The sequence below is a fragment of the Shewanella sp. GJ50-10 genome, from assembly GCF_055808815.1.
In genome coordinates, this window is record NZ_JBVVSS010000001.1 from 2,063,854 (window position 1) to 2,087,113 (window position 23,260).

Here is a 23,260-nt window from a genome sequence, read left to right on the forward strand (position 1 = left end):
TTAATGATCCTTGTGGTAGTCATAGCCTGATACGATTGAATCAACAGAGTTATGTTTAAATCGAATACCTGACCAAACGGCCATATAAACGTGGATCACCATAAACGCAATGAATACCCAAGTGAGAATGTGGTGCCAGATCCTAACCTGTGCTAAACCGCCCATTAAAGCAGTAAACCACGCAGAAACATCCCAAATTAATCCGCCAAAACCTTCATGATAGACATTGGCATAGAGTACTAAACCAGTAATGCACATAAATAAGGCCACAAACGAAATGGCCACATAGGTAACAAACTGCAATGGACCATATACACCTGCTTTGTCTAGATGCCCCATCCAGATGTAAGACTTAATCTGGGTAACCCAGCTTTTAATACTCAGAACATCTTTCATTGAACGTCTTTCTATCGAGCTTTTACTAAAGAAAAACAAGTAAAAACGGATAATAGTAATGCTGGTTAATGCAAAGCCAAAAATAATATGGGCAAATCTGATCCATCCTTGTACTAATACATCAGATGATTCTGGCGCCACTAAAAATGGCCAAGAAATATAAAATCCAGTAGCAATAAGCACCACGATTGATAACGCCCTTATCCAGTGAAAAATCCGGATAGCAGGCGAGAAAATCAATTCTCTATGGTGGGTAGCAACCTGAGTCATAATTAATTCCTCTTTGATTGGCTAATTGGTTAAAATCCGTTGGGATCGATTTTAAACTCACCTAAACTGGTGCCTTTGTAATCCATGACATGAACGGCGCAAGCCATACATGGATCAAAAGAGTGAATAATACGAATGACCTCTAGCGGTTTACTTGGATCTTCAAGCTCTAAACCAATGAGAGATGCTTCATAAGGACCCACTTTGCCATTTACATCTACAGGTCCAGCATTCCATGTGGTCGGTACGATGGCTTGGTAGTTTTCAATTTTACCGCCCTTGATCCTAATCCAATGGCTTAGCATCCCGCGCGGCGCTTCAATCATGGCATGTCCCACATAATCTTTGCTGGAATCAATTTCGGGAGTAACAAAGGTGCTTTCATCTGATTGCATGTTCACCAGCATTGCATCAAAGGTTTTTAAACCTTCTTCAGCAACAATCACGGTTTGAAGCATGCGAGCGGCTGTACGTCCCAATGTGGTAAATAAAGCTTCAATGGGTAATCCAGTTGCTTCAAGTAAACCATTAACTGAATCAACGACGACCTTATTGCCGCGGGCGTAACTCACTAATAATGATGCTAGCGGTCCAACTTCAACGGGTTCGTCTTTGTATCGTGGTGATTTGACCCAAGAATATTTGCCGTCGCCATCAACTGTAGGTAACTTGCCGTAAACCGTATCGCGTTCAACAAAACCGGTATAGTTTGGCACGGTAGTACCTTCATATGGATGTTGTGCTTCATCAGCGTCATACCATGCATGAGTGACATCTTCTTTAATCGAGTCAGGGTCAATATCGCTAACGCCAGCTAAATCGCCGTTCATGATAACGCCTTGATCGAACATGTATTGACCATCAGCTAATACGAAATCATTGGTTGCCATGAAGTTTTTAACATTGACTCCGCCAAGCACACTCGGTTCTGTACCAAATGCGGCAGCTGCCATGACGATATCGGCTTTATAAGCCCGTAAAATAAAGTCTTGAACTATTGCGTGCTTTTGTTTCCATTCTTGCAATCGTGCAGGGCTAAGCATGTCACGTACCGATGTCACACCACCGACAACTAAAGACTGAGGGTGAGGGGACTTACCACCGAATATTGCAAGCATTTCCGCTGCGATGCGCTGAACTTCAAGTGCTTTAAGATAATGAGATAACGCGATTAGATTTTGTTCTGGTGTGAATTTATAGGTTCTATTGCCCCAGTAAGCATTAGCAAATGGGCCTAATTTACCGGTATCAACTAAGCCTTTTACACGCTCTTGCGCTGCACGTAAGTCACCTTCACCAGCTGCAATAGGATTAGCAGTATATTTAAGTGCTTCTTGGGCAGCGAGTGCAGGATCTGCGCTTAGCGCAGAAACCACATCGACCCAATCTAATCCATGTAAATGGTAGAAATGAACAATATGGTCATGCATATACAATGATGTTTGCATTAACGAACGCAAATATTTGGCATTAAGAGGAATTTTAACGCCTAGCGCGTTTTCAACAGCTTCAGTACCACAGCGATAATGAGAATAGGTACAAACACCACAAATGCGTTGTACGATTAGACCAACATCCATTGGTGTACGGCCTTTTAAAATAACTTCGATACCACGCCAAAGGGTTGAAGATGACCAAGCCTTTTTAATGACATTATTTTCATCAACCTCGACTTCAACACGCAGATGGCCTTCAATTCGAGTAATAGGATCAATTACGACACGTTTGTTCATGGGTTATTCCTCTAAAGGCTTAGCAAAAAGACTTGCAACGGCATGTGCACCGATACCAACAACAGTCGCACCGAGTATGACTGCACCAATGGTATCTGCTGTAGCATCTACCCCATGTAATAGTTGTCTGCCTAATGGTTTCTCAAAATCAGCCATATCGTCCCAGAAGTTAGGCTCTGAACAGCCAATGCATCCATGACCTGCTAATACTGGCCAGCTAGTGTGATGATTAAAGCGCTCTGTTGGGCAATTGTTGTAAGTGTAAGGGCCTTTACAACCTACTTTATAAAGGCAGTAACCATCTTTTGCGCCTTGATCGCCAAAGGTTTCTACAAACTCACCAGCATCAAAACGTCCACGTCTTTCACAGTTATCGTGAACTCGTGCGCCATAAGCCCATTTAGGTCGGTTAAACATATCTAAAGCTGGGAGTTTTCCGAACATGATGAAGTACATTAATGTACCAACAATGTTCTTTTCACTTGGAGGACAGCCACCTAAATTAATGACTGGTTTATTAATCACATCTTGAACGCCTTTCGCGCCTGTAGGGTTTGGCGCAGCAGCTTGAACACCGCCGAATGCTGCGCAAGTACCTACTGAGATAATTGCGGCAGCGCCTTCTGCAGCTTCTTTAACGATATGTAGACCTGTATGGCCTTTACAACCCACGGTTAAAAATGCACCGTTATTTGCTGTTGGAATAGCGCCTTCAACTGCCAAAAGATAGTTACCTTTATAGGCTTCCATTGCGTGTTCTAGGTTTTCTTCCGCTTGCCAACCTGATGCGGCCATCAAGGTTTCATGATATTCCAAGGAAATATGATCAAATATCAAGCTATCAAGATTTGGAGTGTCGGTACGTATAAGGGATTCAGAGCAACCAGTACACTCGGCCATATGTAACCAAATAAGGGGGACTCTATCTGCAAGCTCGGCGGCTTCGGAAACTAAACTTGTAAATGGAAGTGGTAGTGCAAGTAGAGCGGTAACGGATGCGCTCCAGGTCATAAACTCACGTCTCGTAATACCGTTTTCTTTTAGTTTTTCATCGAGTGTTACGGTTTGACGAGGCGCTGTTTGTTTTAATTGTTCTAGGCGGGTTTTACACCGCTGATATAAAGCTGCATGTGTATCCATGTTTTAACCTTTTCCATGTTGGAGGATTAAACTGCGTCAACACAATATAAAGAGTAAAAAAATGGTCATATTGATTTGAATCAATATTAAAACACTTGATTGGATTTTATTCGAAACAATGATTGTTGGTTTGATTTTAATCAAAAAACGCTAATTTAGTGAGCAGTGATGTGTTGGCGTTTTAATTCTGAATCCTGTGCTAGGTCAAATTAAACAGTCGCTTATTGCAGTTTTCGTAATGTGGATTGCATTTTGTGGAAATGCAATTATTGAATAGCTGTAAACACACATTTTATTGTATTTGAAAACTGTTCTGATTAGTTAATATTTTAATGGAAACAATTTTCTTAGTTTCAGTGGTTAAAAGTTAGCTCGCAAACAAATCAATAAAATAACTTTGCCCTTATAATCGAAGTAGAAGTTCATGGGCAAAGTTTTAATAGCATAAATTGTGATTTTAAACCTGCCTTTAACCACCTGTAAGCTGTTTTATAACCTGCGGCGGAACAATTTTAGCGAGTTTATCTAAACACGCTTGAGTTGTTGGGGCGCGATACTTAATTTTAAATTCACATAAGGCATAAAGGTGTTGAGGGTTTCTACCCACATCATAAGCTTTCGATATGGATACCATTGCTTTACTAACATTTATTTTTTCTTGGGCTAAGCCTAAAACGTACCAATATTGAGCGTTAGTTGATTCAACTTCAGTTGCTTGAGTGAAGTAATCAATTGCACCATTAAGTTGCTGTTGCCTATATAAGTTTAAACCTGCGCTATAACGTAATGTTGCTGATCGAGGTTGGTTTTTAATTCCTTTCTTTAGTAGCGCTAGTGCTTTTTCATCATCACCAAGTTGTCGATATAAATCAGCGAGATTGACATAACTGGTGGCAAAAATGGGTTCAACCTTTATCGCTTTTAAATAAGTCTGTTCTGCTAGTTTAACTTCACCTTTAGCACGGTGGATATTAGCGAGGTTCATTAACCCAAAACCTCTGTCAGAATTAAATTGCTGAATTTCGATGTATTCATTTAAAGCAGGGGTCAACAATGCTTGTTGGCTAGCATTCATATTTAGCCAATTAATAACTAATGCGCCTGCAGTTTCTGTTCTAACGGCAAAAACAGGATCTTGTAATAATGGGCTGATAATTTGCCAGCGATCTTCAAATGGGTAAGCTGCAGAACCTGCAACGGCGCCTATTCTAATTTGAGGGTCTTGATGTTTTATCCCGCGCATTATTGCAACCATGGCATTTTGACCAGGGAATCTATCCATTCTTGAAAGAGCAGAAGCACGAATAATGTTAGCTTCGAGACTATTTTGAGCAATGTAAGACAGCGAGTCACCACTAGTTGGTATTCCTGCGCCAGCTTGTGCAAATGCTATCGCGAAATGATCGCTTTGTTGGTAACTAGAATTAGGAAACTGTTTCGCTAGTGCATTAATAGCCCATTGATTGGTTTCTTTGGTGTGGCAACTTGTACAAACATTTGGTGTACCAATTTGCTGGCTGATGTCTGGTCTTGGTATTTGAAAGCTATGATCGGCTCTTGGGTCGATTTCCATATAAGTTGTTTTGGGCATATGGCAAGTGACACATAATGAGGCTTCACTGCCATCTTGATGTTGGCTATGTTTAGCCGATGTATATTCATTAGGGACATGACACTTAAAGCAAATAGCTTCTTTAGGTGCTACTAGTTTATTACTGTGAGGATTATGACAGTCAGTACATACGACGCCAGCTTTGTGCATCTTAGACTGCTTGAATGATCCTAATACAAAAACTTCATCATAAATTTGGCCGTCAGGATAATACAATTCTGGAGTGATGGCGTTAAGCATGTATTTATCATAAAAATCGGATTTTACATGGTCATGATTATTATTTAATTGCGCTCTACGACTATGACATTGACCACAAGTGTTCAATTGGTCTGAGTCTGATAACTGCTTAGGTTGGAGTATCTTTTGTCCTTTATTAAATTCCCAAGAGTTAACTTTGGGTTTTAAGTTACGATTAAACCCCATATTACTGTTTTGTTCGCTTGGTTGTTTTGACCACTTAATATGGTCACTTGCAGGCCCATGACAAGCTTCGCAAGCGACATTGATTTCAGACCAAGTCGTATCATAGCTATTTGTTTTACCGTCATAGTTTTTATTGATGTTTGTGGAATGACAATCTGCGCACATGTAATTCCAATTTTGTCCATTATTGGTCCAAAAAAATTCATCATGAATGTCCATATCAGGGTAAAGGTGAAACCAAACTTGACCGCCTTGTGATTTATCACGACTGTCCCAAGCTAGTGGAATCAGTTGTACACGTCCGTCAGGAAATTTGACCATATATTGCTGTAATGGCTCATATCCGAAGGTATAACTGATTTGATAGTCATGAAACTGGCCATCAGGTCCTTTAGTACTAACCCAATAATCGGTGCCTTTTTTGAAGAAACGATGGGTTTGTGTGTTTACAACCAATGTTGCATTGTTAAAGTCACCTAAAACAGATTCTGCAGTGGCATGTCTCATAGACATGTTGTGGTGTGAAGTTTTCCAATCGTTATACTCTTGCTGGTGGCAGTCTACACATTGTTCGACACCGACATAATCAGCAGAATAAGCCCTTTTGTGATAACAAAAAGAAAGCACGGTTATACATATAATGGTAACTAGCTGATTGAATTTCATATTAAAACTGCATTTTTAATTAATTAACCCCAGTCTAAGGTCTAATTAACAATTATCCAACACCTAAGCTGTGTCTATTTGAGAAAAATGGATTCGCACTTATGAAAATATCAATATTAAAATTTACTGTTAATTTATTGAGTACTGTGAACAATAGTTATTAAGCACAAAAACGGCTGAATAAATTCAGCCGTTAAATACCGTAGTCAGAAATGTGTTAAAAGAATCATTAAAACTAGATTGTTATTTGATCACTTCCTTTAATGGGTAACCAGCAGCACTGGAAGGGGCATTGATATTAACAATCGCGCTTAAGGTCGGTGCTAAATCAACAGTGGCTACTGGTCTATTGACTACTTGTGGTTTGAGTCTAAAGCCTGCAAAAATGATAGGAACATGGGTGTCATACCGCCAAGGCGAACCGTGTACAGATGCAACGTTTAATCCATCAAAATCTGCAACAAACACATTAGGTTCAAATACTAAATAAATATCACCCGAGCGACTGGGATAAAAGCTATTTTGAACCTTTTGAGTAATTTCATCTTTAGGTACATTACCGTTTAAAAGCTTGTCAAAACTGTAGGCACGGTGAATGCCTGCAACACTATTTAGCACTTGTGCTACTTCGTTAGATGCTTGTGCTAAAGAGACCTTTTGTTTAACCAATTTATCATGGTCTAAATTGATATATGGCTGCCAAGCATTGGCAAACAGGTTACCTTTAATATTCCATTTTGATTTAAGTAATTGAATCTCCTTATTTGTTTCAAGGGAGGATAAATCAAAATGCTCAGCTTTAATTCCAAATTGAGTTAAATACCCAGGCGCTTCAGGTGCGCCATGATCTGCAGACAATACTATTAGTGTGTTATCCAAACCGACTTTGTTATCAATAAATTCAAATAGGGAAGCTAAGGTGCGATCAAGCCTTAATAAGTTTTCTTCAGCTTCTAGACTCGACGGGCCAAAAATGTGACCGACATAATCTGTAGATGAAAAACTTATTGATAGGTAATCAGTGACAGGATTGCTGTTTTGTTTGCTTGAATTGATTTGGCGTTGGCCTAGTTTGTTTTCAATAATGACTTGTTTGGCAAAGTTAGCCGTCATTTCATCACCAATGGGACTGACGGTTAAAAATGTACTGAAGTAAGGGTTATCACTAGGGCCAAAATTGTGCGGGAAGGTAACACCATAACCTGGTAACTTTGTTTTCCAGTCATGGGCTTTATTGTCGCCAAATATATATTGGTCTTTGTTTTTAGTCAGTGTCCATTGAGTATCGGCGTACTGAGAAATTGGATTTTGTTTATTCCAATTCGTTACCCATTGAGGATATTGGCCAAAGTAATAATCACTACTAACAAATTCGCCAGCTGACTTTGAAAACCAAAAAGCTTTCCCTGTGTGACCTGCGAGTGTAATCGCACCTCGATCTTTAACTGAAACAGCAAACACTTTAGATTGGCCATTATTGCTTGCGGTTAGTTCATCACTGAATGTAGTTGCCATAATATTTTTTGGCGAACGTCCTTCAACCTTACTGGCTTTTTGTGTGGGATCAATCTCATTTTTAGCGTCTACAGCAGCATTAGCGCTTAATAGTGGGTGAGCTTTATCTTGCACATTATAAATAGGCTGTTGTAGTTGTTTATCAAACCATAAGTTACTCACCATACCGTGTGCAGAAGGATGAGCGCCTGTTGCTAATGTGGTATGCCCAACTACGGTTTCAGTAATGGCATGTTGATGATGAGCTTCTTTGTAATAGATACCTTCGTTGATTAAAAAACCAAAACCCTCATCTGAAAAGTGTTGTTGATAACGAGGCAGTAAATCTCCACGAAGTTGATCAACCGTTATCTGAACTATTAACTTAGGCTGTTCAGCATAGGCATAATTTATAGATGAGCTAATAGAGAGTGCTGTAATAGTTGTTAGTGCTACTAGTGACAAATTTGGCAGCCATTTCATTAAATCTTCCTTTTAAAATAGGTTGTAACCACAATTCCTTGTAATAATAGTTTTAGCAGAGAATACAGTAATGATAAATAAGGCTTTGGTGTTGATAGTTGGATTTAGTCTTGAAAATACTTAAAGAATTAAATAAAACAGATTAGTTATAGCCAAGTAGGTGTTGCTGACACAATGCTAATTTAAACCTAATTGGATCTAAATAGGCTGAAGCTTCATTATCCGATAGGTACCAAAAACCTGTCGTTGTTTGAGGATGTTGATTAAACAAAAGCTGCTCTATAACAAGTAACTTTTGCTGAGATAAATCATTTAACCAAGTCGATAGTTGCAGTTGACTTAATAAAACTAAGTTTTGTAGCCCAGATTCTGTCTTGTGCTTCTGCTCTGACAAACGAATAAATAGTGTAAAGGGATCTAAATTGTCACAGCTCATTGAACTACGTGGTTTTATTTGCGCTCTGTTTTGTTCTTTAGTCTGTTCAAGAGTTGATTTAGAGGATGAAGATTCCTCAGTAAGTAGTAATTCTGGCCAATCTGCTAGGCTATTTGCACCTTCAATGTTTTTTTCTTTAGCATTCAAATGATATTCAATTGCTATTCTACGTTCGCCTAGCCAATTATGAACAACACAAGGTAAATGTTCTGATTCCGTTAGCGCACCGCCTCGATTTAAGCTTGGTAGCAAAGACATTCTTGACAGAGATAATTCGATACCTAATTGGCTGAATAATGCAAAGCACACTAGGCCTGACGAAGGCCAGCATTGGAGCTTTGTTTCAAGCTCTTTTGCGACGCGGGATAATTGCTGAGTTAACCATTGGCTGTGTTCACCTGTAACAACAAAATCTTCAGTTGATCCCGCATAAGGTCCATTACACACATTGATTATTTGGTTACCAGTAGCCACTGTACCATTGAAAATAATAGTATAACCGTGTTTAGCCGCTGCCCAGTCGCCATTTGCGTTCCCTATAATGGTAACTTTTTTGAAAGGAGATTGTTCGATAGGCAACATATTAAGACCAAATGAAATATTAGCTAAAAGAGATAAGTTATCTATTTTACAGTGATTCTTTGGTTTATATGCAAGTTTTATAAAATTCGAACTGTTTTTTCTTTATGATTTAGACATATGTTTGATTAGAAACGTCGCTACGAACTCTCTGCTGGTTATCTATGTCAATTGGACTTTTCTAACTGGCTTGTGAAGTAAAAAAGTGCTTGTATTTTAATCTGGTTGATCTACATTTTATATAAGCTTTCAATTGCTACTTAAACAGATGTGTTTTTATTCGTGTATTACTGATTAATCAACAAAAAAGAGGCTTTTATGTTAGGTGAAAATCACTCTCTTAGAAATGAATTTCCAGATCACTTAGATACCATTACATCCCTTAATAACAGCGATGCTGAGTTTGCCGAAGTGTTGAAACAATATGACAAGCTAGATCAACAAATTCGTGAACTTGAATTAAAAGATTCTCCAATATCAGATGAATCTATACATGATTTAAAGCAACACCGTGTAGATATGAAAGACAAGCTATACCATAAAATTATGGCTTCGGAAAAATCGTAATTCTTTTCAAATAGCCACCTTAGATTATGACAAAAAAGCCAGAAGACAATATGTTCTTCTGGCTTTATTTTTAACACTAAACTTAGCAAAAAAGTGAAGAGTCTTCCTTTATTTTGCTAGGCAAGCTTGAGCATGATTATTTAATTTCCAATAATAAGTTAATCATATCTACTATCAAGCTTACTTGTCAGTGAGTTGTGGACTTAGTAGGGGATTGAGTACTGATAAGTCACCGTCAATTTCTTCTGTGATGGTTAAGCCTAAAATTTGAGCCATTAGTGGATATAGATGTATGTTTTCAGCTTTTTCTACTAATGCTTTGTTTTTAAATGCAGGCCCTTGCGCATATAAAACGGTATTCATATCTGTAATAACTCTTGGGTCATAGCCATGTTTACCAATAACGCCCGGTCTTGCGTCGGAACTAGTAATATAGTGGTTATTACTAATGATAATGGCATCACCGATAGATGGATTATCTGTAAAGTGCAAATGTGCTGGAACATCTTTCTGTAAATAAAACTCGAGACCTTCAACTTTATCGACTAACAACTTCAGTGCTAATAAATCTGCTGTTTTGTTTTTGCCTGTCGCTGTAACTAAGGAAAATGCTGCATCGTTGTTGAAGGTAAACTTTTCTATAAGTTGTTCATTTTCTGCAATAAGTTTATCAGTATACATACGATCGAATTCATCAACTTTAGCCATGCCATGATCTGACGTGATGATGACATTAACATCAAATGGAAGGGCATCTATACCAGTTAACAGATCCCCAATCATTTTATCTATATATTGAACTGCATCGTAAGTTTGTTGTGCTTCAGGGCCATGGTGATGGCCAGCACTATCTACATCAGAAAAATACAAAGTAACAAATTGTGGTCGCTCGTCTACTGGTAAATTAAACCAATCAATTACCTGCTGAACTCGCTCTTCGTTTGGTGTTCTTCCATCATATTTTAACCAGTAGTTTGGTCTAAAACCGGCTATTTCTGCTTCCGAGCCTGGCCAAAAATACGTGGCTGATTTCAAACCTTGTTGGCGAGCTAAAGACCATAACGGTGTGCCTTGATAAAACTGTCCGTCTGTCACAGCATCATGAATACTCATAGCGTAGTCACGTTCTAGTATTGGATTATAAAAGCGATTAGAAATTATCCCGTGATTAGCCGGATAAAGCCCAGTCACTAAAGTTAAATGATTAGGAAATGTGACTGTTGGAAAAGATGGGATGAAGGACTTTACTGTCGCAGCTTTATCTGCAAACTGATTGATGTTTTTTGGGGAATGTAAATCATTATAATCGTGGCGATAACCATCGATAGACACCAGTAATACATATTGCTGGTTTGATTGTACATCATCTTTTTGAGTTGGAATTGATGACTTGTTTGCTGCAAAAATGGATAAAGAAAAAAGCAGTCCACTTGTAGCTAATAATAATCTTGTGAGCTTGTGATTTCTGAACACGATTGTTCCCTTTGCATGAATGTTTGAGGTAATGGATAAAAAATAATGGATAAAAAATAATTGATAAATACCAGTAACTAATAAAAGCTAATCAATAAGAAATGGAATATTTCGATGATACAGTTTGATTCGATAACTCGATTAGATATTAGCTTAATGTATTTATCGGTTTATCATAATAGCTTTTGTTTATGACATTCTTAGGATAGCCTAATCAAATAGTCAATTTAGTATACCCCTCGACTACTGCTTACATTTACAACATCAAATTATTCAATATAACCAGACATAAAAAAAGCGAAACTTTCGTTTCACTTTTTGTGTTATCTATTACATTTAACTAACTGTATGAACTGATTAGCACTAACTTAGTTCATGCCATGTGGCGTTTGTGTCGTTATGCCTGCCTGTATTTCTTCCTTAGTTTCTGGGACATACATTCTCCAAATACTACGGACTATTTTGCGCATATCTTCAATAGCAATATATAGGCAAGGGATTAGGCATAAAGTTACGACAGTGGCAAACAGTACACCAAATGCTAATGATACAGCCATTGGGATAACCATCTGCGCTTGCATACTGGTTTCAGTCATAATCGGCATTAAACCAATAAATGTCGTTAACGAAGTCAACATAATGGCTCTGAATCGACGACATCCTGCATTAATAACAGCTTCGTTTAACGGTATACCACGCTTGCGGGAATTATTGACATAGTCGACCATGACTAATGAGTCATTTACCACTACACCAGCCGCAGCAATAATGCCAAATACCGATAGGGCACTTAAATCGATGCCTAAAATGATATGTCCAAGCATTGAGCCAATCACACCGAACGGAATAACCGACATGATCATAAACGGTTGGATATATGATTTAAGCGGTATTGCTAGCAGGCTGTAAATGACTAACATTGAGATGATAAAGTCTCTAAGTTGAGTGTCTGCACTGTCTAGTTGCTCTTGAATATTACCTGAAACTTCACTTTTTACTCGTGGATACTTAGTTAATAACTCTGGCATAAAGTTATCACGAATATCTTTGGCTAATTTGAAAGGCTCAGCTTGTTCAGCATCAACCGATGCCCATACGTTAATAGTACGATTACCATTTTCACGGCGGATACTATTTACACCTTGAACCACTTCAATGTTGGCAACTTCAGATAAAGGTAACTCAGCGCCTTGTGGAGTCTTGATCAAAACCTCTTGCACAAGTGCAATTGAATTACGCTGCTCCTCTGGGTATCGAAGCATGACTTTTATCTCTTCACCATTACGAATAATGCGTTGAGCTTCAAGCCCGTAAAAACTATTACCTACTTGGGATGCAATATTGGCAAGGGTTAACCCTAAACTGTGAGCTAGAGGTTTTAAGTTAAATTGCACTTCTTTAGCTGATGACTGACGGCTATCGTTGACATCACTAACACCTTTAAGGGTGTTTAGTTTCTCTTTTAGCGCTTGGGATGCTGCAATAAGCTGTGCATCATCGTTTCCTTCTAACCTAAAGCTGATGTCACCGTCATCACGACCGCCGCCGAATAGACTGTCTTGAACTTCAAATGACTTAACACCAGGAATTTTTGGCATGGCTTGTCGCCACATTTCAGCCACTTCAAAGGTGTTAATTGGCCTTAATTTCGGATCTACTAGTTTAGTTCTCACTTCAGCGCGAGTTCGTCCCTGAAGTTCAACTTGCAGTTCCGCAATCATGCCTTGACCGTATTTATCTTCTAGTTGCGTTTCAACATCTCTTAATGCCTTTTCAATCGCATGGGCGGCATCAAGTGTTGCTGTTTCTGCTGCATCGACATTCATCTCGAGACTAATGCGTGGGAAATCATGTGGGATTTTAGGCTGGCCTATAAAACGAACCAATCCACTGATATATAAAGCTGCACAAATAACAATTAGCATGACGAAGGTTGATATAACGGCATAGCGATATTTAACGGCAAGTGTCAGGCTTGGTTTGTAAATATTGCCAATAAACCAAGTTAGATTTTTTTCGATTTTTCCTTGAACAAAGTTAACCCCGTTACGTAGCCAGTCTAATGGGTTTTTAGAACCAGGTTGGACAACCTTAGGTTTGTTCATATGGGCTAAATGTGAAGGCAAAATCAATTTAGATTCGACCAATGAAAATAGCAGGCATAAGATAACCACAAAACCAATAGCTTGGCCAAATGCTGACGAAGGGCCGTCATCTAAAGTGATAGGTAAGAAAGCAGCAATGGTGGTCAGAACACCAAACGTTGCTGGCATGGCAACTCGTTTCACGCCACGAATAACACTATCAATATTTTGGCCATTTTCTTGGCATTCGGTGTGGGCACTTTCACCCATAACAATGGCATCATCGACGACAATACCGAGTACCAAAATAAACGCAAATAAGCTGATGACGTTAATTGTCACATCAATGAATGCCATTGGCATAAAGAGTAGGGTACCGAGGAAACAAACAGGAAGCCCCATCATGACCCAAAAGGCTAACCTAACGCGTAGAAATAACGCTAGCATGAAAAATACCAATACAGCACCGGTTTTCATGCTATCTAGCATTAAATCAAGACGACCATCAAGGTAATAGGTCATATCAACCCATGGCTCTAGGGTTACGCCTTCAGGTAATAAGGCTTGTTTCTTTGCGATATAGTCTTTCATCGTATCTGCAACATCAGTAATACTTTGATTTTTAGCTGCGCCGACAAAAAAGGTTACTGCATTTTGGCCATTAAACTTTGAGTATTGAATCCCTTCTTCAAACCCATCATTTACAGTGGCAACATCACCTAACAATAGATTGGTACCATCATCTAATGTTAGAAGCGGTAAATCTTCAAATTCATAACCAACGTAAGCTTGGTTTTCAACCCGCAAGTTAATGTAACCATTTTCAGCTTTGATTTGTCCTGCAGACATATTACGTGAATAGCCGCGAACGGCTTCTGCAACATCATTAAAGTTAAGACCAAACTCACGGAGTCTATCTTTACTGACTTCTACGCTAATTTCATAATTTAATCCGCCATAGAAATCTGCAATATTAACGTTAGGAAGTTGCATGATTTCTTTATGGATTTTTTCGCCTAAATCTTTTAATTGGCGCTGAGATAAGTCGCCATATAGGCTTAAATACATCACCTCTTGACGAATTTTAATTCGCTCAACTTTTGGAAATTCCATTCCAGCAGGGAAGGTCGATACCGAACCAATTTCAGATTTAACTTCATCGAGCACAATTTGCGGATCGTAGGAATCTTCAATGCGGAAATAGCCGTTTGCCTGATTTCGATTTGAATAGGTAATTACACGCTGTAACCCCTGAACTGTTTCTAATGCTTGTTCAATTTTTACCGTAATACCTTCTTCAACTTCCTGCGGAGCTGCGCCCGGGTAAACTGCACTAAATTCAATCCAGTTTATTTCAACTGCAGGGAAAAATTGCTTACGAATAGTGTTAGCTGTGAGTAAACCACCAAGTAAAATAATGATCATTAATAGATTTGCGGCAACGCTGTTGCGCGCAAACCACGCAATTAAGCCTTTATTAGTATCTTCCATGATTTATTCCTTGTCTTCCATGGCGATAGCAGTGTCTGAATCAACACCTACTTTAGGCTCTTTTTGGAGAATTTTGTCTTCAGGTAAAGCTACGGTCATGCCTTCAACAGGGTAATCCAGTGCTGAAGTAATGATATTCATACCATTTTCCAAACCGCTTGAAATAATCACATTACTGCCATCTTGTCTGATGATATTAACTGGCAAGTAACGTAACTTTTTATCCTCATCCATTGTGGCAACTAAACCATTAACAATAAGGTGACGGGGCACGACTGCAACTTGGCCTGCATGAGTTCCGCCAATATGTGCGGTTACGTACGTGCCATAACGTAATTCTTTATGATCTTTTTTCAGTCCATATGGATCATCAATTTCAGCTACGAGGTAAGTCATGCGACTTTTGCTGTCGATCACGCCTTCACTGCGGACTATGGTGCCGATCCATTCTTGTTTTTCACCTGCAAAATTACCGACTAAGGTGACCTCTGCATTTGCACCTTTACGATCTAAATACTGCATTTCTTTATCAGCTAGTGGTAAACGTACTTCAGCTTTATCAGTGTTATAAACTAAACCTATTGGCGAACCGTTACTGACGTATGCACCTAAGCCAATACTTCTACTGCCAATTAATGCATCATATGGTGCCTTGATGATGGCTCGTTCAAGATTGCGCTGGGCGCGAAGCAATCCTGCTTCAGCACTTTTAAGTTTGGCAATTTCTTGTGCAAGTTGGGGTTTACGTAAACTTAAATCGCTTGGTTTACTATCTGTAATCTCAGCCCATTCACGCTCTGCAACTTGTGCATTTGCTTTTTCTTGGACTAACGTGGCTTTAGCTGAAGCAAGATTCGCTTGGGCATCTAATAAAGCTGACTCGTAATCACTTGGGTCAATCCTTGCGAGTACGTCTCCTTTTTTAATGAAGCCACCTTTGACAAAAGCATCGGATAGATAAGTGATTTCACCACTGACTTGTGCCACTAGCTCAGTGTGGTATTTAGCGTTTACCACACCGTAAGAACTTACAGTAAACTTCATTGGTTTGTAGTTAATGGTTTCAACTGAAACTAAAGGAGTATTATCTACAGGCGGTTTCTCTTCTGGCGGTTTTTGCATTGAAACCAAAAGCCCAGTAATGAGTACGCCAACACCTATGATGCCTATAGGTAGAATAATTTGCTTTGCAGTAGCCACGACACTTCCTCTTGTTGAAGCTAATCATAGGCTTTGCCCATGACAAAATTAGTTAATATTATTATACGGTCATGTTACAGGGATTGTTAAACCCTTACTGTTTCAATGTGTAATTTTTTGTGTCTGATGGTTAATCTTGTTTTTAAATGTTGATTATCATTAAATATTAGTAAGTTAACTCAATTCGTTTTACGTAAATCAATTTAAAACATATAATAACCGTCAGCGAATAAGCCTTTGTTTTATTGAAATAGACATACAAATGTTAATTACTTGTAAACTCCATTTCTCAGGAAGTCATCTATGAGTAATTTCGAAGCGATAAAAGACAATTGAATGACATTTTGAATTGTTATAGTGACTAATGAAATTAAATAGCTTTCAAGAACGCGCTGAATAGATAGGCTATAGCTAAGGCCTAAGTAGGGTAAATTTAAAAGGAATAGCAATGAATGTTTTGGTTACAGGTGGTGCAGGGTATATCGGCTCGCACACTGTTCTATCATTATTAGAAAACAACTGCAGTGTGGTTGTTTTCGATAATTTGTTTAACTCAAATATTGAATCCATCAAAAGAGTAGAAACCTTAACGGGAAAATCAGTGTTGTTCGTGCAAGGTGATGTTCGTGATAAAACACAACTATCTTCAGTATTCAAAGATCATAGCATTGATACGGTGATACATTTTGCTGCGTTAAAAGCGGTAGGAGAGTCGGCTCAAATTCCTTTAGAATATTACCAGAACAATGTTCACGGCTCAGTGTGCTTACTTGAAGCAATGGCCGAACATCAAGTCAACAATTTTATATTTAGCTCATCAGCCACTGTTTATGGTGAAGAGAATGACGTGCCTTATGTTGAGTCGATGAAACTAGGCACTCCTTCAAGTCCTTATGGTGCAACTAAAGTGATGGTTGAGCGAATTATGGCTGATACTGCGACATCAAATCCTGCATTTAGAGGCGTGTCATTGCGTTATTTCAACCCTATTGGCGCCCATGAAAGTGGCCAAATTGGTGAATCCCCTAAAGGTATTCCAAACAATCTATTACCTTATGTTGCACAAGTCATGGTGGGTAAACGCGAAAAACTGAGTATTTTCGGTTCAGATTACCCAACTAAAGATGGTACCTGTGAGCGTGATTACTTACATGTAATGGATTTAGCGGAAGGTCATGTTGCGGCTATGAATTGGTTAAATACCAATACAGACTTCACGGGGGTTGAAGCATTCAACTTAGGTACTGGTAATGGTGTGTCTGTCTTTGAAATCGTCAATGCATTCGAACAAGCCGTTGATAATAAAATTCCATATGAAGTTAGTCCTCGTCGAGCCGGTGATTTACCAGCTTTTTGGGCTAACGCGCAAAAAGCGAATAAAGAACTCAACTGGCAGGCGAGTCGGACGTTAGAACAAATGATGGTAGATACCTGGCGCTGGCAATCTACTAATCCTAATGGTTATGATAGTGAGTAACTGAGAATTGATTCAGTAAAGTAAAAGCGATCCTTTGATAAGTGTCGCTTTTTTCTTTAAGTCTTTCCGCTACTATTTGAAAACACTAGGAGCTTTTATTTAGTGAGCAGTTTGTTTAGATTTAGGCACAAAAAAACCAGCTTCAGCTGGTTTAATGTTAAGAATGATTTGGTACAACTGAGTGGATTCGAACCACCGACCCCTACCATGTCAAGGTAGTGCTCTAACCAACTGAGCTACAGTTGTATATCTAAATCAATCTCTAAAGAGATGGTACAACTGAGTGGATTCGAACCACCGACCCCCACCATGTCAAGGTGGTGCTCTAACCAGCTGAGCTACAGTTGTATCGTTTAAAGAAAACAAATTCATGTAATCTTTGGAACGAGCGATATATTACGGTATACCGTGATTGATGCAAGCAAAAATGACAAAAAAATGATTGAGTGGTGATTTGCTGTTCATTTTGGAGTTAATTACAGCATATAAGCTTAATAATGCGTAGCTTATATGCTGTTAGTCAGTATTTTGGAGCTGTGAATCGAACTTGATCCACATCAACCACTTAATGATGATTGTCTGAAATCACAGCTTTTAGTTTGCCTGAAGTTTGAATATAGCGAAGTCTAATTGCAAACAACACTGCAGCACTCGTTAAACCAGCAATTAAACCTATCCAAAAACCATGAGCCCCCATTGCAGGAACGATGATGTCTGTTCTTGCTAATGTGTAACCTAAAGTCATACCGATAGCCCAATACGAGATTAGAGTGATATAAAATGCACTTTGAGTATCTTTGTAGCCACGTAATGCACCTGCAGCAACAACCTGAATTGAATCAGATAATTGATACAATGCAGCTAAGAACATTAAACTACCTGCTAAAGCCACAACCTCAGGGTTGTTGTTATAAAGTAAAGCAATTTGGGTTTTGAAAAGTACAGTAATAACGGCGGTAAATACCGCTAAAGAGAAAGCAATAAATAAGCCTATTTTTGTCACTAAATTGCTTATCTCTAATTTGTCTTGCCCTAAGTAATATCCCACTCGGATTGATACTGCGATACCAATAGATAGTGGCAACATAAACACAATAGATGAAAAATTCAGTGCAATTTGGTGTCCAGCAACAACCGTCGCGCCAAGCGGGGCGAGTAATAGCGCAATAACAGCGAATAAACTCACCTCAAAAAATAATGCCATAGCAATCGGCATACCGTGTTTAGTCATTTGCCAGATTGTTTTCCAGTTAGGTTTGTTTAAACGACTGAACGGTGCTATTTCATCAAACTTTTTGTGGAATTGCATATAGATCATCATGGCAATTAACATTGCCCAAAAAACAAGTGCCGTAGCGACACCACAACCCGCGCCGCCCATAGCTGGCATACCAAAGTGTCCATAAATGAAGATATAGTTTGCAGGAATGTTTACAGCAAGACCTACAAAACCAATTACCATAGTAGGTAAGGTATAAGAAATACCTTCTGCACAGCCACGCAATATTTGATATAAAATGAAAGCAGGAACGCCCCACATAAATCCATGTAGATATCCCGCACTTAAATCTGCTAATTCAGGATCCAGTTCCATCATTGCAAAAATTGTTTTCGCAAATGAGAGGAACAGCAGAACACCGATAGTACCGAATATGGCAATATAGAATGCTTGTGACATTAGTGGTTGTATTGCTTTAGGGTTATTAGCACCATGATGGTGGGCAAATACTGGTGTAAATGCGAGAATAAGACCCTGTACAAAAAGTAAGGCTGGTAACCATAAACTGGTACCGATTGCGACGGCAGCCATATCAACAGCACTGACTCGGCCTGCCATTACGGTGTCAATAAAGCCCATCATTGTTTGGGTAACTTGTGCAATTAATACTGGTAATGCCAGTTGAATTAATTTTTTGGCTTGAAAGCCTGTGTGATTCATTAGAAAACCTTTTAACTAACGAGTGAAAATATGTTTACTGGTATCGTGCAAGCCACATGCGATGTGGTTTCGATTAAAGAGCAAAGCGGTTTAAAAACGTTTGAAGTCAAAATTCCAGAAGAGCTGCAACAAGGTTTAGAAACCGGTGCAAGTGTTGCAAATAATGGCGTATGTTTAACTGTCACTAAACTTGCGAATAATAGTGTTTATTTCGACGTAATGGAAGAGACGTTAGAGGTCACAAACTTAAATTTTGTTGAGCCAGGTAACAAAGTCAATATAGAACGCTCATTAACTTTTGGAAAAGAAATTGGTGGCCACATTTTATCAGGCCACGTTCATGCTATGGCAACTGTAGTTGAAGTGAGTGAAACAGATAGTCATTACAATTTAACACTGAGTATTCCAACCAAGTGGATGGATTATATTTTTTATAAAGGTTTTGTCGGTGTAAATGGCTGCAGCTTAACTGTTGGTGAAATTAATGATGACAGATTTATGCTTCACCTCATTCCAGAGACACTAAAACTAACCAACTTAAGTGACAGCAAAGTTGGCGATAAAATCAATATAGAAATCGACAGTCAAACTCAAGTTATCGTTGATACTGTTGAACGTGTTCTAGCTAAAAAAATGCTCAACAATAACTAATCTAATTTAAATATTACCTTTGTTCATGCAACGAGCAGTTAATACAGCTGCTCGTTATCTGAATCAATAAACAGTTGAATGGTTCTATTAGAGTCATTGACCTGCAATCTCATGTGGATTGAATTGCAACAAATTCGGCAATCATCATAATACTCTTGATCACCCAAGCTTGTATCAATGTGCACATGCTGATTATGTCCACAATGGGGACAGCTAATAACGCGGCTAACTAAATTCATATATAACTCCTTATAAATAGTTTAATCACAGCCTTAATCCATTATTTTGTTACGGGTCTTTTAATCACATTAGTGATTATAGTTGAGTCTTGTCGGTGTCAAAGAACATCTGTATTTGATATTTAAGCTCAATCAAACTTTCTTTTAACTGTTTTATGGTTATCAATGGCTTAAATAAACCAATAATGTGCAGTTAAATCTGATTTAGATATGTACATCCCTTGCTTGCAAAAGGCCTTTTCACATACAATGCAAGTTCATGCCACTATCAGCTCAGACTCCTGTAATGTCTGTAGTTCGGTGGCATTTCTTTTATTTATTATTTATTACCAAGTGGCCCTACGTGTGGGTCACCACTGGATAAGGAAATTAAATGCCAATTATTACATTGCCTGATGGCAGCAAACGTGAGTTTGCAGATTCTGTTTCTACTTTAGATGTCGCTGCTGACATCGGTCCTGGTTTAGCGAAAGCGTGTATCGCTGGTCGCGTAAATGGCGAGCTTGTTGACGCTTGTGACTTAATCACCACTGATTCAGAACTTTCTATCATTACGGCTAAAGATGAAGAGGGTGTTGAAATCCTTCGCCATTCTTGTGCACATTTATTAGGCCATGCTATTAAGCAAATGTGGCCTGAAACAAAAATGGCTATTGGTCCTGTTATCGATAATGGTTTTTACTATGACATCGACTTAGACCACAAATTAACTCAAGATGATATTGATGCACTTGAGAAGCGTATGACTGCGCTTGCAAAAACAAATTATAGTGTTGTTAAGAACGTTGTTTCTTGGCAAGAAGCGCGTGATACGTTTGAATCACGTGGCGAAGAATACAAAATCGCGATCTTAGATGAAAACATCAGTAAAGATGCGACTCCAGCTTTATACCACCACGAAGAATATATCGATATGTGTCGTGGACCTCATGTACCAAACATGAAGTTCTGTCAGCACTTTAAATTAATGAGTGTTGCTGGTGCATATTGGCGTGGTAATTCAGACAACAAAATGCTGCAACGTGTTTACGGCACAGCATGGGCTGATAAAAAAGCATTAAAAGTACACTTAAACCGTCTAGAAGAAGCGGCTAAACGTGACCACCGTAAAATTGGTAAGCAGTTAGACCTTTACCATATGCAAGAAGAAGCACCAGGAATGGTTTTCTGGCATAACGACGGTTGGAGCTTATACCTTGAGTTAGAGAAGTTTATTCGCCAAAAATTAGGCCAATACACTTACCAAGAAGTTAAAGGTCCATTGATGATGGATCGTAACTTGTGGGAACGCTCTGGGCACTGGGACAAATATGCGGATGCGATGTTCACAACTAATAGTGAAAACCGTGAATATGCAATTAAACCAATGAACTGTCCTGGTCACGTGCAAATCTTTAACCAAGGGTTAAAGTCTTACCGTGATTTACCGCTTAAAATGGCGGAGTTTGGTTGTTGTCACCGTAATGAGCCATCAGGTTCTTTACATGGTTTAATGCGTGTACGTGGCTTTACCCAAGATGACGCCCATGTATTCTGTACCGATGCCCAAGTTCAAGAGCAAGTAAGTGAATGTATCCAAATGGTATATGACACTTATGGTAGCTTTGGTTTCAACAATATCGTAGTTAAATTATCAACTCGCCCAGAAAAGCGTATTGGTGATGACGATATGTGGGATAGAGCTGAAGAAGCACTTAAACAAGCACTTGTTGCAAATGAAATAGAATTTGAAATTTTACCGGGAGAAGGTGCCTTCTACGGTCCAAAAATTGAATTTACACTTCATGACTGTTTAGACCGTGCATGGCAGTGTGGTACTGTGCAATTAGATTACGCATTACCATCTCGTTTAGGGGCAACTTACGTTGCTGAAGACAACACGCGTCAGACACCAGTTATGATCCATAGAGCGATTTTAGGGTCTCTTGAACGTTTCTTAGGTATTCTTATTGAAGAATATGCAGGTAAATTCCCAACATGGCTTGCACCACAGCAAGTAATTGTTATGAATATTACTGATAAACAGTCTGATTATGTTGACGAAATTGTTAAAACTTTCAAAGAAAGTGGCATTCGTGCATCTAAAGACTTGAGGAATGAGAAAATAGGCTTTAAAATACGTGAACATACGTTAAAGCGTGTACCTTATTTATTGGTCGTAGGCGATCAAGAAATGGAAAATAAGGAAGTTGCGGTAAGAACACGTGACGGTATCGATTTAGGCAAGATGAAAATCAATGATTTCGCTGCCAAGATACAAGAACAAATTTCTAGCCGTAGTCTATTATTGTTGGAGGAATAGGTCATAAAGATCAAGAGAGCAGCAGGGCGACAGCCAGCCCCTAATCGTATTAACGATGAAATCACTGGCGTACCAGAAGTTCGATTATCGGATATCAATGGTGAGGCAGTTGGAATCGTTAGTATTTCACAGGCACAGGAATTAGCTGATGAAGCAGGTGTAGACCTGGTTGAAATCAGTCCTAATGCTGAGCCACCTGTCTGTCGCATAATGGACTACGGTAAGTTCCTTTTTGATAAGGCTAAAGCCCAAAAGGAACAAAAGAAGAAGCAGAAACAGGTCCAGCTGAAGGAAATAAAATTCCGTCCTGGCACTGATGAAAACGACTATCAGGTAAAACTACGCAACCTGATTCGTTTTCTTGAAGATGGGGACAAAGCGAAAATTACGCTGCGTTTCCGTGGTCGCGAAATGGCACACCAAAGCTTAGGTATGGATCTTTTGAACCGTATCAAAGCAGATTTGGAAACATATGCTGTTGTTGAATCTTTCCCGAAAATGGAAGGTCGACAAGCAGTTATGGTCCTCGCACCTAAAAAGAAATAGTAGGGCAACCCACTAAAAAGTAGCAAAGTCCTTTTGAGGGTTTTGCTCGCCTTACG

At 38.9% G+C, this 23,260-nt stretch carries 16 protein-coding genes and 2 tRNA genes; 5 read left to right on the plus strand and 13 right to left on the minus strand.

Annotated elements, in window-relative coordinates; translation table 11 throughout:
• The 6 genes from cybH to AC0L4E_RS08605 all read right to left on the minus strand — a co-directional run bounded on the left by cybH (position 1) and on the right by AC0L4E_RS08605 (position 9,238).
• Positions 1–666 carry a Ni/Fe-hydrogenase, b-type cytochrome subunit gene (cybH, locus tag AC0L4E_RS08580; protein ID WP_473678849.1) on the minus strand — a complete coding sequence of 222 codons (666 nt, stop codon included), beginning with the start codon at positions 664–666 and terminating at the stop codon, positions 1–3.
• A 29-nt stretch (positions 667–695) separates the two neighbouring features.
• Positions 696–2,399: a nickel-dependent hydrogenase large subunit gene (hyaB, locus tag AC0L4E_RS08585; protein WP_473678850.1), complete on the minus strand. Its 1,704-nt coding sequence runs from the start codon at positions 2,397–2,399 to the stop codon at positions 696–698.
• A gap of 3 nt (positions 2,400–2,402) precedes the next feature.
• On the minus strand, positions 2,403–3,539 hold the full coding sequence (gene hyaA / locus AC0L4E_RS08590; protein ID WP_473678851.1) for a nickel-dependent hydrogenase small subunit: 1,137 nt from the start codon (positions 3,537–3,539) through the stop codon (positions 2,403–2,405).
• Between the two features lie 469 nt (positions 3,540–4,008).
• Positions 4,009–6,243, minus strand: a complete 2,235-nt coding sequence (locus tag AC0L4E_RS08595; RefSeq protein WP_473678852.1) for a tetratricopeptide repeat protein — start codon at positions 6,241–6,243, stop codon at positions 4,009–4,011.
• A 243-nt stretch (positions 6,244–6,486) separates the two neighbouring features.
• The gene (locus AC0L4E_RS08600) at positions 6,487–8,220 is read right to left on the minus strand and encodes an alkaline phosphatase family protein (protein WP_473678853.1); all 1,734 of its coding nucleotides are present in this window, start codon (positions 8,218–8,220) and stop codon (positions 6,487–6,489) included.
• A gap of 142 nt (positions 8,221–8,362) precedes the next feature.
• Positions 8,363–9,238 carry a hypothetical protein gene (locus AC0L4E_RS08605; RefSeq protein ID WP_473678854.1) on the minus strand — a complete coding sequence of 292 codons (876 nt, stop codon included), beginning with the start codon at positions 9,236–9,238 and terminating at the stop codon, positions 8,363–8,365.
• Positions 9,239–9,553: 315 nt separating this feature from the next.
• Here AC0L4E_RS08605 and AC0L4E_RS08610 point away from each other — a divergent pair, with 315 nt between their 5' ends.
• Complete coding sequence (locus tag AC0L4E_RS08610; RefSeq protein ID WP_473678855.1) at positions 9,554–9,802, plus strand: YdcH family protein; 249 nt, start codon at positions 9,554–9,556, stop codon at positions 9,800–9,802.
• A 180-nt stretch (positions 9,803–9,982) separates the two neighbouring features.
• On the opposite strand, the gene AC0L4E_RS08615 is transcribed toward AC0L4E_RS08610, so the two are convergent.
• The 3 genes from AC0L4E_RS08615 to AC0L4E_RS08625 form a co-directional block, all read right to left on the minus strand.
• Positions 9,983–11,275 (minus strand): alkaline phosphatase family protein, encoded by a 1,293-nt coding sequence (locus tag AC0L4E_RS08615; protein WP_473678856.1) that lies wholly within the window; start codon positions 11,273–11,275, stop codon positions 9,983–9,985.
• 368 nt (positions 11,276–11,643) lie between these two features.
• Positions 11,644–14,850: an efflux RND transporter permease subunit gene (locus AC0L4E_RS08620; protein ID WP_473678857.1), complete on the minus strand. Its 3,207-nt coding sequence runs from the start codon at positions 14,848–14,850 to the stop codon at positions 11,644–11,646.
• A gap of 3 nt (positions 14,851–14,853) precedes the next feature.
• Positions 14,854–16,050 (minus strand): efflux RND transporter periplasmic adaptor subunit, encoded by a 1,197-nt coding sequence (locus tag AC0L4E_RS08625; protein ID WP_473678858.1) that lies wholly within the window; start codon positions 16,048–16,050, stop codon positions 14,854–14,856.
• Positions 16,051–16,498: 448 nt separating this feature from the next.
• Here AC0L4E_RS08625 and galE point away from each other — a divergent pair, with 448 nt between their 5' ends.
• Positions 16,499–17,527 (plus strand): UDP-glucose 4-epimerase GalE, encoded by a 1,029-nt coding sequence (gene galE / locus AC0L4E_RS08630; protein WP_473678859.1) that lies wholly within the window; start codon positions 16,499–16,501, stop codon positions 17,525–17,527.
• 169 nt (positions 17,528–17,696) lie between these two features.
• Here the strand turns inward: galE and AC0L4E_RS08635 are convergent.
• The 3 genes from AC0L4E_RS08635 to AC0L4E_RS08645 all read right to left on the minus strand — a co-directional run bounded on the left by AC0L4E_RS08635 (position 17,697) and on the right by AC0L4E_RS08645 (position 19,466).
• Positions 17,697–17,773: transfer RNA gene (locus AC0L4E_RS08635), tRNA-Val, on the minus strand.
• 25 nt (positions 17,774–17,798) lie between these two features.
• A tRNA-Val gene (locus AC0L4E_RS08640) sits at positions 17,799–17,875 on the minus strand.
• Positions 17,876–18,092: 217 nt separating this feature from the next.
• Positions 18,093–19,466, minus strand: a complete 1,374-nt coding sequence (locus AC0L4E_RS08645; protein ID WP_473678860.1) for an MATE family efflux transporter — start codon at positions 19,464–19,466, stop codon at positions 18,093–18,095.
• A 30-nt stretch (positions 19,467–19,496) separates the two neighbouring features.
• Here AC0L4E_RS08645 and AC0L4E_RS08650 point away from each other — a divergent pair, with 30 nt between their 5' ends.
• Positions 19,497–20,117: a riboflavin synthase subunit alpha gene (locus AC0L4E_RS08650; protein ID WP_473678861.1), complete on the plus strand. Its 621-nt coding sequence runs from the start codon at positions 19,497–19,499 to the stop codon at positions 20,115–20,117.
• A 38-nt stretch (positions 20,118–20,155) separates the two neighbouring features.
• Here AC0L4E_RS08650 and AC0L4E_RS08655 read toward each other — a convergent pair whose 3' ends face one another.
• Positions 20,156–20,356 carry a CPXCG motif-containing cysteine-rich protein gene (locus tag AC0L4E_RS08655; RefSeq protein ID WP_220754440.1) on the minus strand — a complete coding sequence of 67 codons (201 nt, stop codon included), beginning with the start codon at positions 20,354–20,356 and terminating at the stop codon, positions 20,156–20,158.
• Between the two features lie 373 nt (positions 20,357–20,729).
• On the opposite strand from AC0L4E_RS08655, the gene thrS reads away from it, so the two are divergent.
• Both thrS and infC read left to right on the plus strand, forming a co-directional pair.
• Positions 20,730–22,658: a threonine--tRNA ligase gene (thrS, locus tag AC0L4E_RS08660; RefSeq protein ID WP_473678862.1), complete on the plus strand. Its 1,929-nt coding sequence runs from the start codon at positions 20,730–20,732 to the stop codon at positions 22,656–22,658.
• A 3-nt stretch (positions 22,659–22,661) separates the two neighbouring features.
• Positions 22,662–23,204, plus strand: coding sequence for a translation initiation factor IF-3 (gene infC / locus AC0L4E_RS08665; protein WP_248983241.1), 543 nt, complete (start codon positions 22,662–22,664; stop codon positions 23,202–23,204).
• Positions 23,205–23,260: the final 56 nt, after the last annotated feature.